The sequence below is a fragment of the Streptomyces sp. R35 genome, from assembly GCF_041053035.1.
GTDB lineage: Bacteria > Actinomycetota > Actinomycetes > Streptomycetales > Streptomycetaceae > Streptomyces > Streptomyces lutosisoli.
The window spans coordinates 4,416,163-4,429,915 of the sequence record NZ_CP163440.1; the positions used below are offsets into that span (position 1 = coordinate 4,416,163).

The following is a 13,753-nucleotide window of genomic DNA, read 5'->3' on the forward strand; positions in this document are numbered from 1 at the left end:
GGGGGCCGGAGGGAAAGGTGATTACGGAGGCCCCGCGAATCGTCGGCTACGACGCGTCGCCGAGCCCGCTCAGCACGGTCTCGGCCCGCTCCAGGGACTGCGTGTCCGCCTCCAGGTCGGGGGTGATGCCCCGGCCGTCGACACCGCGTCCGGAGGGGGTGCGGTAGTGCCCGACGGTCAGCTCGGCGACGGAGCCGTCGGGCAGCCGGCTCGGCATCTGGACCGAGCCCTTGCCGAAGGTCCTGGAGCCCACGACGACCGCGCGGCCACGGTCCTGGAGGGCTCCGGTGAGCAGCTCGGCCGCGCTCATCGTGCCGCCGTCGACGAGCGCGACCAGGGGTCTGGCCGTGTCACCGCCGGGGTCGGCGTGCAGGGCGCGCTGCTGTCCGTCCACGTCGTAGGTGGCGACGAGACCGCCGTCGAGGAAGGCGGAGGCGGCGGTGACGGCCTCGGTGACCAGGCCTCCGGAGTTGCCGCGCAGGTCGAGGACGATCCCGCGGCCCTCGGGGGCCTGGTCGACGGCGGTCCGTACAGCGTCGCCGACGCCCTTGGTGAAGGCGGCGACCGTGATCACGGTGACGCCGGTGGCGAGCTTGCGGACGGTCACGGAGTCCGTGGACAGCCTGGCCCGGTGCAGTGTCTCGCTCCACGCGCGCGTGCCGCGCTCCAGGCCGAGGGAGACCTCCGTACCGGCGGCCGCGTCGTCCGCGTCGCCGCGCAGTAAGGAGACGACCTCGGTGACCGGCCGGCCGTCCACCTTCTCGCCGTCGACACTGCGCAGCCGGTCGCCCTTGCGGATCCCGGCGGCCGCCGCGGGCGAGCCCGTCTGGACGCGGGTCACCTCGATACGTCCGTCACGCTCGCGCCGGGCCCACAGCCCGACGCCGGTGTACTGGCCGTCGAGGGCCTCCTCGAACTCCTCGTAGTCGCCCTGGGAGTAGACCGCACCCCAGCGGTCGCCACTGCGGCTGACGGCACGCTCGGCGGCCTCCATGGGCGACTTGCCGTCGGCCATCGCCTCGGCGGCGGCCTCCGCGACGTCCTCGTGGTGGCTCGCGGCCGTCGAACGAGCCGCGGAAGAAGGAAGCGAGGAGGGTGAAGGAGAGGGTGAGGAAGCGGATTTCGGTCCCGGGTCGGAGAAGGATCCGGTCGCCGCACCGGCGACGAGGACGCTCGCGAACACCAATGTCAGGACGGCCCCGCGGCGGATGCGGCGGGGCTCACAGAACAGGTCACGACCTGACATGGCGGTGAGTCTAGGACAACGCAAGGGGCCGCACCGCCGGTTGGCAGTACGGCCCCCTTGGCATGCGTCACACCTTCAGGTACTTGCGCAACGCGAAGAACGCGGCCAGCGCGGGCATCAGCAGACTGGTCGCGAGGATGAGCGGCAGCTTCGTCAACACGGCGTCCCAGCCGATGAAGTTGATCAAGTTCAGCTTCTCGGACAGGGCCAGACCGTGGTCGATGATGAAGTAGCGGGCGATCAGCAGGAAGCCGCAGGCGACACCACCGCCGATGAGCCCGGCGACCGCGGCCTCCATGATGAACGGCGCCTGGATGTAGAACCCGGAGGCGCCGACGAGCCGCATGATCCCGGTCTCACGCCGTCGGCTGAAGGCGGACACGCGCACGGTGTTGACGATCAGCATGAGCGCGACGACGAGCATCATCGCCATCACGGCCCGCGCGGCCCAGTTCATGCCGTTGAGCAGCCCGAAGAGGTTGTCCAGGATGCCCTTCTGGTCCTGCACGGACTGCACGCCGTCCCGCCCGTCGAAGGCGGTCGCGATGACCTGGTACTTCTCCGGGTCCTTCAGCTTGATGCGGTACGACTCCTGCATCTGGTCCGGCGTGAGGGAGCTGGCCAGCGGGGAGTCGCCGAACTGCTCCTTGTAGTGCTTGTACGCCTGGTCCGACGACTCGTAGGTGACCTTCTGCACGACCGTGGACATCTTGTCCAGGTCGGCGAGGATCTGCTTCTTCTGGTCGGAAGTCACCGCGCCCTTGGCGCAGTTGGGGTCGGACTCGGCATCGCTCTTGTTGCAGAGGAAGATCGAGACGTTGACCTTGTCGTACCAGTAGCCCTTCATCGTGCTCACCTGGTCGCTCATCAGGAGCGAACCGCCGAACAGGGCGAGCGAGAGGGCGACCGAGACGACGACCGCGAAGGTCATGGTCAGATTGCGGCGGAGACCGACACCGATCTCCGACAGAACGAACTGGGCGCGCATGGCGTCTTCTTCAGACCTTTCCGTGGACGATGATCAGTGCTGGTAGCCGTAGACGCCGCGCGCCTGGTCGCGGACGAGACGGCCCTGCTCCAGCTCGATGACGCGCTTGCGCATCTGGTCCACGATGTTCTGGTCGTGGGTCGCCATCACCACGGTCGTGCCCGTCCGGTTGATGCGGTCGAGCAGTTTCATGATGCCGACGGAGGTCTGCGGGTCGAGGTTTCCGGTCGGTTCGTCGGCGATGAGGAGCTTGGGCCGGTTCACGAACGCTCTCGCGATGGCCACACGCTGCTGCTCACCACCGGACAGCTCGCCGGGCATCCGGTCCTCCTTGCCGCCCAGACCGACGAGGTCGAGCACCTGGGGCACGGACTTGCGGATCTCGCCGCGCGACTTGCCGATGACCTCCTGCGCGAAGGCCACGTTCTCGGCGACCGTCTTGTTGGGCAGGAGCCGGAAGTCCTGGAAAACGGTCCCCAGCTGGCGCCGCATCTGCGGCACCTTCCAGTTGGAGATGCGCGCGAGGTCCTTGCCCAGGACGTGCACCTGACCGTGACTGCACCGCTCCTCGCGGAGGATCAGCCGCAGGAAGGTGGACTTTCCGGAGCCGGAGGACCCCACGAGGAACACGAACTCTCCGCGCTCGACCTCCAGGGAGACATCCCTGAGAGCGGGCCGGGTCTGCTTGGGGTAGACCTTGGAGACGTTGTCGAATCGGATCACGGATGCACCACGGGTCGCCGGGGGTAGGTGTGCGTGACCATACGCGACCCGAGCACGCAAGCGCAGGCGCTGGTAGGGGTTGCACGGGGCTTGTACGTATTTGTGCAGATCTTCGTACAGCGCTTTGTACAGGGTTTTGTATAGGGCTTTGAACGGCGCTTGGAAACGACCCCAGTGGAGCGCCCCGAAGGGGCGCGGGGAACTGCGCGACCAGCCCCCACCGGCCGCCAGCCGCGAGACGAGCCCACCCACCCCACCCAGAGCGCCCGGCCTAACCCGCGGAGCGCAGGGCAGGATAAGGCGAACCGCGCCGAAATCCGTGGAACCTGGCACAGTGGAAGGGGAACGGTTGCGTTCCCCGCAGCGTTAAGTAGAGCGTTGTGTACGCCGAGACGGCGCAAGGAGGGCGAGCGCATGACGTACGACCGATTGGTGTGCGCTAACTGCGCGGCGCCTGTGAGCGAGGGCCGCTGCCCCGTCTGCCGCGCGAACCGGGAGCGACTCCAGCAGGAGAGCCCCTTCGCCGGCCTGAACCCCATGGCACTGATCGCCCTGCTGGCCGTGCTGATCGCGGCTCTGGCGCTGGTGGCCCACCAGACGGTGTGAGACCCACGAAGGCCGCGTTACGGCACTCAGCCCCACCTGTGACACGAGAAGGGCCCGGAGCAAGCGCTCCGGGCCCTTCTCACGCACATGTACGTCAGTACGTCACGCAGCGGCGCCGCGGCCGCCCGCGAGACGCGGCAGCAGGCGGAAGCCGATACCGCCGGCGATCATCGTGGCGGCACCGATCAGCAGGAACGCGGTCTGACCGGCACCCGTCTCGGCCAGCTCGCCGTCGCTCTTGCCCTGGGCCGAGGTGTCCGAGCCCGTGTCGGTGAGGGCCGAGGAGCCCTCTTCCTGGGTGGAGGACCCACCGTCGGGGTCGGTGTTGCTGTTGCCGCCGGTGGAGCCGGTGGAGCCGGAGCCGCTGGTGGAGCCGTCCGAGGGCTCGGTCGTGGCGGTCGGGTCGGGGTCCTCCGTCGGCTCCGTCGGCTCCTCGGTGGGCTCCGTCGGGTCGTCGGTGGGCGTGGTGGCCGTCGGCTCCGGGTCGGTGCTCGGCGGGTCGGTCGGGGCCGTCTCGGTGGGCGCCGGGTCCGTGGTCGGGTCCGTGGGCGTCGTCGGGATGCCGGTCTCGGTCGGAGTCGGGCTCGGGTCCTCGTCGCCCGCGTTGACACCGATGCCGACATTGAGGTCGAGCGCCGAGGCGGCACCCGCCGCGGTCAGCGAAGCACCGGCGGCAATCACCGCACCGGCGGCTATCCGTGCCACACGGATCCGCGTCTTCTTGGTCATCTGCCTGCTACCCCCAGTAGCTGATCGTCAATGGAGCAGCGCCCGGGGCCACGGCGTCACAGGTGGCTTTTCTCAAGCCCCCCGGTTCACATGCGCCCCAGAGATACGCATGCCACCCGTTACCCTTCCCAGTTTTCAAAGCAACGTCAAGGTCGTTGCGTACGCGATGTCCGGATCAACATCATTTGCCTGCCGTGAGGACATGTGACTGTGACGTAAAACCCAGACAACCCTCACACAAAAGGCAACTGCCGCCCGATGGGCGGCAGTTGCCTTGTCGACAAAGAGGCGTCAATGGGGCGCGAATGCGTCCGCGCAATGCCCGCCTACTTCTCCTGCTGCTTGCGCCAGCGAATTCCGGCCTCCAGGAAGCCGTCGATCTCGCCGTTGAACACGGACTCCGGGTTACCGACTTCGAACTCGGTGCGCAGGTCCTTGACCATCTGGTACGGGTGCAGGACGTACGAACGCATCTGGTTGCCCCAGGAGTTGCCGCCGTCGCCCTTGAGGGCGTCCATCTTGGCCTGCTCCTCCTGCCGGCGCCGCTCAAGAAGCTTGGCCTGCAGAACGTTCATGGCGCTGGCCTTGTTCTGGATCTGCGACCGCTCGTTCTGACACGACACGACGATGCCGGTGGGAAGGTGGGTCAGCCGCACCGCGGAGTCGGTGGTGTTGACGCCCTGACCGCCGGGGCCCGACGACCGGTACACATCCACCCGCAGCTCGGACTCGTCGATCTCGATGTGGTCGGTCTGCTCGACCACGGGCAGGATCTCGACACCGGCGAAGGAGGTCTGGCGACGCCCCTGGTTGTCGAACGGCGAGATGCGCACGAGCCGGTGGGTGCCCTGCTCCACGGAGAGCGTGCCGTACGCGTACGGGACGTGGACGGCGAAGGTGGTGGACTTGATCCCCGCCTCTTCCGCGTACGAGGTCTCGTAGAGCTCCGTCTTGTAGCCGTGGCGCTCGGCCCAGCGCAGGTACATGCGCTGCAGCTTCTCGGCGAAGTCGGAGGCGTCGACGCCGCCGGCCTCGGCACGGATGGTGACGACAGCCTCACGGGAGTCGTACTCCCCGGAGAGCAGCGTCCGGACTTCCATCTCGTCCAGCGCCTTCCTGACGGCGGTGAGCTCGGACTCGGCCTCGGCACGGGTGTCCGGGTCGTCCTCCTCCTCGGCCATCTCGAAGAGCACGCTCAGATCGTCGATACGCCCGCGCAGCGCCTCGGCCTTCCTGACCTCCGCCTGGAGGTGGCTCAGCTTGCTGGTGATCTTCTGCGCCTCGTCCGGGTCGTCCCACAGGGACGGCGCGGCCGCCTGCTCCTCGAGCACGGCGACATCTGCCCTCAGCTTGTCGAGGTCCAGGACGGCCTCGATCGACTCCATGGTCGAGGAGAGGGACTTGAGCTCTTCGGATACATCGACGACTGCCACGCCTCCAGCGTAACGGCTACGACAAGCGGGGCTCGCCCCTCGCCCCTACGGGGCCGGCAGCCCGTCCTTCGCCCCCGCCGCCCCTACCCGTCCCATCCTTCTGGGGCTCCGCCCCAGACCCCGTGGGCCGGTTCTTTGGCTGCGGGTGGGTGGGGGCTGGTCCAAAAGATTGCGCAGTTCCCCGCGCCCCTGAAAGACCCCGGGGCGGGCGGGGGATTGCGGGGCGAAGCCCCGCTTTCAGGGGCGCGGGGAACTGCGCGAGCAACCCCCACCGCCCCGCAGCCGACACACAACCCAGCGGGGTCTGGGGGCGCAGCCCCCAGAAACGGGATGGGGCGGGTAGGGGCGGCGGGGGCGAGAAACCTCACGGTGAGGCCGGTGCCGAGTTCTTCGTGTCCTGGGGGGTCGCGTCGGCGTCGTCGCCCGACGTGGCGAGCCAGGTACCGAGCCCCACCGCGGCGACGAGAGCGACAGCCGCCGCCCCCAGCGTGATACGCCGCCGCCGGGCGGAGGCCCGATGCCGGGCCGACCCCGGCCGGGGAGCCCCCGCGGCCCGCGGCGCGCGAGCCGTCCCGCGAGCACCCCCCGCCAGCTCGTCCGGCCCGGGCACCCTCATCGACGTATGGGTGTCCCGGTTGGAGTCGGGTGCGGCCCCGGACACCAACGGCACAGCCCCCCGCCGAACCCGCGCCGAGGCGGGAGCGGACGGCTCCGCCGCCTCCTCGTACGCCTCGTCCCCGTCCTCCGACTCCGCGTCCGGCGAGTCCACGTCCAACGGCGGCATCCCCGCCAGCAACGGCAACTGCTCCCGCAGCCGCGCCCCCAGCTCCGACGCCCGCAGCCGCGACGCCGGCGCCTTCGCCAGGCACTGCACGATCAGCTGCCACAGCTCGTCCGGGATGCCGGGGAGCGGGACCACGGTCTCGGTGACATGGCGGCGCAGGACCGCGCCCGGGTGTCCGCCCCCGAAGGGCGTGAAGCCGGCGAGGAGCTCGTACAGCACCGTCGCCAGCGCGTAGATGTCGACGGCGGCCCGCGGCGGCAGCCCCTCGATGATCTCGGGCGCGAGATAGTCCGGCGTACCGATGATCTTCGTGGCGCGGGTCCGGCGAGGTGAGTCGATGAGTTTCGCCACACCGAAGTCGGTCAGCAGCGCGGGGTGCGATCCGCCGGGGCCGAGCGGGCCCTGCATGTCGAGAAGGACGTTCTCGGGCTTCACGTCCCGGTGGACGACCCCGGCGGCGTGCGCGGCCGCGAGCCCGTCCGCGACATCCGCGACGATCGCGACCGCGGCCTCGGGGGCGAGCCGCCGCTCCCGGTCGAGCCGGGTGCGGAGATCCGTACCCCGTACGAGATCCATGACGAGCGCGAGGTCGTTCCCGTCCACCACCAGGTCGCGGACCGCGACCACATGCGGGTCGTCGAGGCCCAGCAGCGCTGTGCGCTCCTGGACGAAACGCCCGACGAGCTCCTGGTCGGACGCGAGGTCCTCGCGCAGCAGCTTGATGGCGACGGGCCCCTCCGGCCCCTCGCCCAGCCACACCGTGCCGGCGCTGCCCCGCCCCAGAATCTGGTTCGCGGTGTACCGGCTCCCGATCTTGCGTGCCAAGACTGCTCCTACAGACGCGTGGTTGTCGCTGCTGCGCCGTCCCGGGGGTGACCCCCGGCCCCCAGCCGACAAAACTACGCGTCCGACGAGCCGATCCTTACCCCGGGGACGGAAATCACCCGTCAGGTGTCGACAAATCTCCAGAGTCAGCTGTCCCTAGGGGCAGTTGTCCCCAGGGACAGGTCTCCAGGAGCAGGTCCCCGGGGACAGTCGTCCCCGAGGTTCAGTTGCCGGCGGAGCCGCCCCCGCCGAGATCGCCGATCCAGCCGCTGACGGTGTCGAACCAGTCCTTCAGCTGGGCGAAGTAGCTCTTGCCCGAGCCGATCCAGTCCTGGAGGGGACTGAACTCCCAGATCAGCCACCCGGCGACGAACATGATGACGATGGTGAACAGGCACCCCTTCAGGCAGCCGAGCCCCGGAATCTTCATGGGGTTGGCGCCGCGCTGACGGGGCTCGCGCGGCTGTCGCGGCGCGGGCTGCTGGGGCTCCTGCGCCGGCGCGTACCGCTGCGGCTGAGGCTGCTGCTGGGGCGCGGGGGCGTACCGCTGCGGCTGCTGGTGCTGGGGCTGCTGCGGTGCGTACTGCTGAGGCTGCTGAGGCGCGTACTGCTGCGGCTGTTGCTGCTGCGGATACCCGTACCCGGGCGGCGGCTGCTGACCCTGCGGCGGGCGCTGCTGCTGAGGGCGCTGCTGGGGGCGTGAGACCTGCCGCTGGGGACGGCGGCGCAGCGGGTCCTCGTTCGGGTCGAGGTACTGGACCTGCGTCTGTTCGTTGCGGTCGCGGGCCGCGCGCAGCTGGTTCTGCCAGGGATGCGGGTCCTCGGCCTGGCCGGGCTGGCCGAACTGGCCGGGCTGCCCGCCCGGCTGGTGCGGCGGCACGGGCGGCATGACGGCGGTCGGATCGGCCGCGCCACGGTGCGGGAGGACGGAGGTGGGGTCGGCGTCACCGGTGTGCGGCAGGACGCTGGTCGCGCCGTTCGGGTCGTACGCGCCCGCGCCGTGCGGCAGCACCTGGGTGGGGTCGGCGGCTCCGGGCATGCCCGGGACGGCCGCCGGGGCCGGGTCGGGGGCGAGGAGGGCCCCCACGCCGTCGGCGGCGGCGATCTGCGCTGCGTTCGCGTGCACACCGACGCCCGCGGCGACGGTGCGCAGCCCGCGCGCGAGGTTCTCCGCGCTCGGCCGCTCGTCCGGGTTCTTGCGCAGACAGCGTTCTATGACGGTCCACAGCGGGTCCGGGACGGTCGAAGGGCGGCGCGGCTCGGCGCTCAGGTGCTGGTGCAGCACCTCGAGGGCGGAGCCGCCGCCGAACGGCGGACGCCCGGTGACCAGCTCGTACAGCAGGATGCCCGCTCCGTAGATGTCGACGGCGGACGTCTGCGGACGCCCCTCCGCGGACTCGGGCGCGACATAGGCGGGGGTACCGACGAACTCGTGGGTGCGGGTGAGGCCCGGGGAGTCGGCGAGCCGGGCGATGCCGAAGTCCGTCAGCATCGGGTGCATCTGGCCGCCGTCCTGCTTGAGCAGGACGTTCGCGGGCTTCAGGTCGCGGTGGACGACGCCGTCGGCGTGGCTGGCGGCGAGCGCGTCGGCGACCTGGGCGGTGAGGAGGGCGGCGGCGACGGGGCTGAAGGGCCCGTTCTCGCGCAGGTAGCGGTGCAGGTCGGGCCCGTCGATCAGGTCCATGACGAGGGCGAGCAGATCGCCTTCGACGACCAGGTCCCGTACGCGCACGATGTTCGGGTGGGTCAGCCGGAGCAGCACGGAGCGCTCCCGCAGGAACCGCATCACGATGTCCGCGTCGCTGGCGAGCTCCTCCTTGAGGACCTTGATCGCCACGGTCTCGCCGGGCTGCCCGGCCACGGCCGCCTCGGCGCCCGCGGTCTCCCTCTGGCGGGCTCGCCAGACGGTGCCTGTGGCGCCGCGCCCCAGCGGCTCCTCAAGGAGGTACTTGCTCCCTACCGGCCGCACGTCATGCGCTCCCTGTTGCTTGCTTGCCTGGTCCATCCATCGTGATCACCGTGGTACAGGTGTTCCGACCCACTGTAGTGCCGCCGTACAGGGCACTGGGCTGTTGTCTTTCTGTGCTTCCCATGGGTCCCACAGGCGGTTGTGTTCCGCATAAGCGGTTACGTACGCCTTCCCGTACATGTTCGATGGAAAGACGCTCGGCCGGGGTCGTTGGTTGCCGGAGTGCGGGCGTGACTGATCTCAAGCGGGCACCGGTCGGGCACGGGGCAGGCACTTTTACGGGCAGAGCCGACCAATCAAGATCACTTACGGGTGGGTGCCGGGCGTGTTGTCAGTGGCAGGTGCGAGGATGCCTTCAGTACTGGCCGACGTGCCCGTGTGCGGTGGGGGAATCTGCGGTGGGGGGACCACAGCGCAGCCTCGTCCTCGTCGCGGACACCTGCGCGGAAGGGACCGCTGACGGCGATGCAGATCCGGCTGACCGTCGTAGACCCGCTGGGCTCGCCCCCGGAGCCGCGGGGGCGAGCCGCGGCCTGCGATGTGCTGGTCACCGCGCCCGCCGGGACGGCGCTGGCCGCGGTCGCGTCGGGGCTCGCCTCGGCGGTCGGCGGGAGTGACAGCCAGGTCGTGCTGTACGCGGGTGCGGAGCGCCTCGACGCGCAGCGCTGCACGCTGGGCGAACCGCCCCTGACGGACGGTGCCGTGCTGTCCCTGGGCAGCCCCGCGGAGCCCGGCCCCGACGTGGACGACGGCGCCGCCCAGCTCCATGTGGTCGCGGGCCCCGACGCCGGCGGCGTCCACCTCCTGCACGGCGGCCAGATCCACATCGGCCGCTCCGCCGACGCGGACGTGCCCCTGGACGACCCCGACGTCTCGCGCCTGCACTGCGCGGTCACGGTCACCCCCGAGGGCCGCGTCTCGGTCGCCGACCTCGGCTCCACGAACGGCACGACGCTGGACGGCACCCGCGTCGGCACCCGCCCGGTCCGCCTCGCTCCGGGTGCGCTCCTCAGGGTCGGCGAGACCGCACTGCGGCTGACTCCGCCCGGGGCCACGGGGGCCCTGGGGACGACGCCGGACGGGGAGGGCCACGTGCGCGTGACCGCCGGTGCCGGGCCCGGCACCGGAACGCGGGGTGACGGCGGCCCCGCGCGCCCGGGGCCGACGTCACCGGCCGCGACCGTGCCCCACGCGCGCGTGGGGGGCGCCGCCCGGACCCCGGCCGCCGGGAAACCCGGCGGCACCGCGGTCCCGCCGCCCGCCGGTGACACGCATCACGCCTACGGATCGGCGGAGTGGGGAGCCGCGGGAGGAGTCCCGGGCGGGGCGCAGGAGCGCGGTCCGGCCGACCCGCACACCGCGCCGTCCGGCAGGCCCTCTCCCGCGCCGTCCGTGGTGCCCGAACAGGGCGGGGCACCCCGCATCGAGACCCGGCCGCGCGACGGCGCCGGACCCGACGCCACCTCCGCGCCCGCCGGACACGGCGAACCTCCGGCCGGGACCGCGGACGACGCCTCCGCCCCGGGAACCGGAAGCACCCGCAAGGGCACTCCCCAGCGGGGCACGGACGTCCCGCCGGGCGTGCGCAGGCGTGGCGGGATCGGCGCGTGGGCCCGGCGGCTGACCGGCGGACGCGGTGGACCGACGGGAGCCGGACAGGACCCGTACGACGACGAGGAAGCCGCGGCGGAGGACCCCCTCCCCACGGTGCCCCAGTCCCCGGAGAGCTGGCCCGACCCCGCGACGCTGCTGCTCACCGCGCTGGGGCCGGGACCTCGGCTGTGGGAGCGCGGCCCCGGTCATCCGGAGGCGCTGACCGTGCGGCTGGGCACGGCCGACCGGGCGGCGCCCGACGGTTCGGGCCTGCTGCCCGCGGTGCCGGTCACCGCGGGGCTGCGGGAGGCCGGCGCGCTGGGCCTGGCCGGACCGCGTCCGCGCCTCGCGGGCCTGGCCCGCGCGGTGGTGGCCCAGCTTGCCGCGCTGCACTCCCCCGACGCCCTCGAAATCGTCCTGATCAGCACGGACCGCTCCCGCACCGTCCAGGAGCGCACCGCCGAGTGGTCCTGGCTGGGCTGGCTCCCCCACGTCCGCCCCACCCACGGCCAGGACTGCCGCCTCCTCCTCGCCTACGACCGCGAACAGGCGGCGGCCCGCACGGACGAACTCCTCCGCCGCCTGGAGGACCACCTGACGGAAACGGGCGGCACGGCGGGCGGTCCCGCCCCGCTCAACGCCTTCGGCGTCGGCGGCACGCAGGCCCGGAACGTCGGCGGCACGCAGGCCCGGAACGATCGCCAGGACACCGATCTGCGCGGCGGGGCCCGGCGGCCCTCCTGGGCACGGGACGAGGACCCTGCGGACGCGGGCTTCAACGGGCCGTACACCGTGATGGTCGTGGACGGGGACCCCGGAGGCGCCGACGTACGCGAGGCCGTGGTGCGGCTGGCGCACGAAGGGGCGCGGGCCGGGATCCATGTGGTGTGCCTCGCCGAGACCTCGGCGGCGTCGCCCGCGTCACCGGTGACGGAGACGTACGAAGCGGCATGCGAGGCGTCGCCCGCGTTCCGGGAGTGCGGGGCGGTCGCCCTGCTCAGCGGAGACGTGGCCACGGCACTGCGGCTGATGCGGATCGCGCCCGGCGGCCCTGCGAGCTCCCCACCGAGGGGAGCCACACGGCACGGACAGGGTGACGCTGCGGGGGCCGGCCGGGGCGGACTCGGAGGGTCCACGCGAGCCGAATCCATGGACCGCGCGCGCGGGAGCGCCGCCGGACAGCCCCACGGCGAGCCCAGTCACGGCGGATCCCCACGCGGCGGACCGGCCCACGGTGGTTCGACGCGCCCCGGCCCCGCCTACACGGGCTCCCCGAACACCGGGGCCGCAGACGGCGGTTCGCCGCACAGCGGCCACACCCACCCCGGCTTCACCGGACACCGGCCGCGCGGTCCCGTGGGCCACGGCACCGTCGCCGCGATCGACGCCGTGTCGGTCGCGTGGGCCGAGCGGTTCGCCCGGGCCCTCGCACCCTTGCGCACGGACGGCACGCACGGCGCATACGGCGACCGGCACGCGCGCGTGTCCGCACCCTTGCCCCCCATGTCCCGCCTGCTCGACGAGTTGGGACTCGCACGAGCCACTCCCGCCTCCCTGATGGCACGTTGGGCGGACGCGGCGGACGACACGGAAGCGCTCGGTGGGCGCGCCCGGGCCGTCCTCGGCGCCGGGCCGCGCGGGCCCGTCGCCGTGGATCTCCCGGCCGAGGGCCCGCATCTGCTGATCGAGGGACCGTCGGGCAGCGGCCGTACGGAACTGCTGCGCTCGATCGCCGCGTCCCTCGCCGCGGCGGAGCGGCCCGACCGGCTCGGGATCGTCCTGATAGACGGGCGGGACGGTATCGGGGGCAATGGCGCGGGGCGGGGCGAGGGCCTCCAGGTCTGTACGGATCTCCCGCATGTCACCACCCACCTCACCGCCAACGACCCCATACGGATGCGGGAGTTCGCCCAGGCTCTCAGTGCCGAGCTGAAGCGGCGGGCCGAGCTGCTCGGGCGGCTCGACTTCGTGGAGTGGCACACCCGGCGCGAGGTGCCCGGCCGGATCGTGGCTCAGCGCTCGGCCAAGTCGGCTTCGTCCGGCATGGTGTCCGGTGCGTCGTCGTCCGGTGCCGCGGATCTCGACGCGCCGCCGAGTTCGACCATGCGGTTGCGGCCTGCGGCTTCGCGGGAGCGTACGGAGCCCGGGCCGCCGCTCGCCCGGCTGGTCGTGGTGGTCGATGATCTGGACGCGCTGCTCTCTCCGGCGTTGGGGTCGCCCGGGCGGCCCTCGGCGGGGTCGGTCGTGCGGGCGTTGGAGGCCGTTGCCCGTGAGGGGGAGCGGTTGGGGGTGCACCTGGTGGCGGCGGCCGGGGTCGATGGGCGTACGGCGGGGTCCGAGCTGGCTCGGTCCGCCGCGCTGCGTATCGCGCTCGACGCGGCGTCGCCGGGGGCGGGGCCGGACGAACCCGGGCCCGGGCGGGGCCGGCTCCTGCGGGGCGACGGCCGGGACACGCCCTTCCAGGGCGGTCGGGTCACCGGACGCATCCCTCGCACCGCCACCCTCCGCCCCACCGTCGTCCCCCTGGAATGGCACCGCATGGGCGACCCTCCGGCCCGCCGCCCCGTACGTGAACTCGGCAACGGGCCCACGGACTTGGCCCTCCTCGCCAGCGCCCTGGAACGAGCGGCTCGCTCCGTCTCCGCGACCGAGGTGCCCTCGCTGTTGTAGCGTTTTTCGCCCCCGCCGCCCCTACCCGTCCCATCCTTCTGGGGCTCCGCCCCAGACCCCGTGGGCCGGTTCTTTGGCTGCGGGTGGGTGGGGGCTTGTCGCGCCCCGCGGCGGAGCCGCAAATGTCACAGCCCCGCGCCCCTTAAAGGCACCCGGGGCGGGCCGGCAGTTTTTTAGGGGCGCGGGG

The 13,753-nt window shown here is 72.1% G+C and carries 9 protein-coding genes; 2 read left to right on the forward strand and 7 right to left on the reverse strand.

Features of this window, described 5'->3' with window-relative positions; all coding sequences use genetic code 11:
- Positions 1–46: 46 nt before the first annotated feature.
- The 3 genes from AB5J50_RS20245 to ftsE form a co-directional block, all read right to left on the reverse strand.
- On the reverse strand, positions 47–1,246 hold the full coding sequence (locus AB5J50_RS20245) for a S41 family peptidase (RefSeq protein ID WP_369259857.1): 1,200 nt from the start codon (positions 1,244–1,246) through the stop codon (positions 47–49).
- Between the two features lie 67 nt (positions 1,247–1,313).
- Positions 1,314–2,234 carry a permease-like cell division protein FtsX gene (ftsX, locus tag AB5J50_RS20250; protein WP_369259858.1) on the reverse strand — a complete coding sequence of 307 codons (921 nt, stop codon included), beginning with the start codon at positions 2,232–2,234 and terminating at the stop codon, positions 1,314–1,316.
- Between the two features lie 33 nt (positions 2,235–2,267).
- Complete coding sequence (gene ftsE / locus AB5J50_RS20255; protein ID WP_081217588.1) at positions 2,268–2,957, reverse strand: cell division ATP-binding protein FtsE; 690 nt, start codon at positions 2,955–2,957, stop codon at positions 2,268–2,270.
- A gap of 414 nt (positions 2,958–3,371) precedes the next feature.
- Here ftsE and AB5J50_RS20260 point away from each other — a divergent pair, with 414 nt between their 5' ends.
- Positions 3,372–3,563 carry a hypothetical protein gene (locus tag AB5J50_RS20260; protein ID WP_028805018.1) on the forward strand — a complete coding sequence of 64 codons (192 nt, stop codon included), beginning with the start codon at positions 3,372–3,374 and terminating at the stop codon, positions 3,561–3,563.
- Positions 3,564–3,665: 102 nt separating this feature from the next.
- On the opposite strand, the gene AB5J50_RS20265 is transcribed toward AB5J50_RS20260, so the two are convergent.
- The 4 genes from AB5J50_RS20265 to AB5J50_RS20280 form a co-directional block, all read right to left on the reverse strand.
- Positions 3,666–4,292, reverse strand: coding sequence for a hypothetical protein (locus AB5J50_RS20265; RefSeq protein WP_369259859.1), 627 nt, complete (start codon positions 4,290–4,292; stop codon positions 3,666–3,668).
- A 326-nt stretch (positions 4,293–4,618) separates the two neighbouring features.
- A complete protein-coding gene (gene prfB, locus AB5J50_RS20270; RefSeq protein WP_369259860.1) occupies positions 4,619–5,725 on the reverse strand; it encodes a peptide chain release factor 2 in 1,107 nt (368 codons plus the stop codon).
- Between the two features lie 364 nt (positions 5,726–6,089).
- The gene (locus AB5J50_RS20275) at positions 6,090–7,334 is read right to left on the reverse strand and encodes a serine/threonine-protein kinase (protein ID WP_369259861.1); all 1,245 of its coding nucleotides are present in this window, start codon (positions 7,332–7,334) and stop codon (positions 6,090–6,092) included.
- A gap of 223 nt (positions 7,335–7,557) precedes the next feature.
- The gene (locus AB5J50_RS20280; protein ID WP_369259862.1) at positions 7,558–9,303 is read right to left on the reverse strand and encodes a serine/threonine-protein kinase; all 1,746 of its coding nucleotides are present in this window, start codon (positions 9,301–9,303) and stop codon (positions 7,558–7,560) included.
- A 465-nt stretch (positions 9,304–9,768) separates the two neighbouring features.
- Between AB5J50_RS20280 and AB5J50_RS20285 the strand changes: the two genes are divergently transcribed.
- Complete coding sequence (locus AB5J50_RS20285) at positions 9,769–13,566, forward strand: FHA domain-containing protein (RefSeq protein WP_369259863.1); 3,798 nt, start codon at positions 9,769–9,771, stop codon at positions 13,564–13,566.
- Positions 13,567–13,753 lie beyond the last annotated feature (187 nt).

Excerpts from the sequence above, each read along its gene's own strand:
- AB5J50_RS20245 (WP_369259857.1), bottom strand. The coding sequence starts at position 1,246 with ATGTCAGGTCGTGACCTGTTCTGTGAGCCCCGCCGCATCCGCCGCGGG.
- AB5J50_RS20260 (WP_028805018.1), top strand. The coding sequence starts at position 3,372 with ATGACGTACGACCGATTGGTGTGCGCTAACTGCGCGGCGCCTGTGAGC.
- AB5J50_RS20265 (WP_369259859.1), bottom strand. The coding sequence starts at position 4,292 with ATGACCAAGAAGACGCGGATCCGTGTGGCACGGATAGCCGCCGGTGCG.
- ftsX (WP_369259858.1), bottom strand. The coding sequence starts at position 2,234 with ATGCGCGCCCAGTTCGTTCTGTCGGAGATCGGTGTCGGTCTCCGCCGC.
- AB5J50_RS20285 (WP_369259863.1), top strand. The coding sequence starts at position 9,769 with ATGCAGATCCGGCTGACCGTCGTAGACCCGCTGGGCTCGCCCCCGGAG.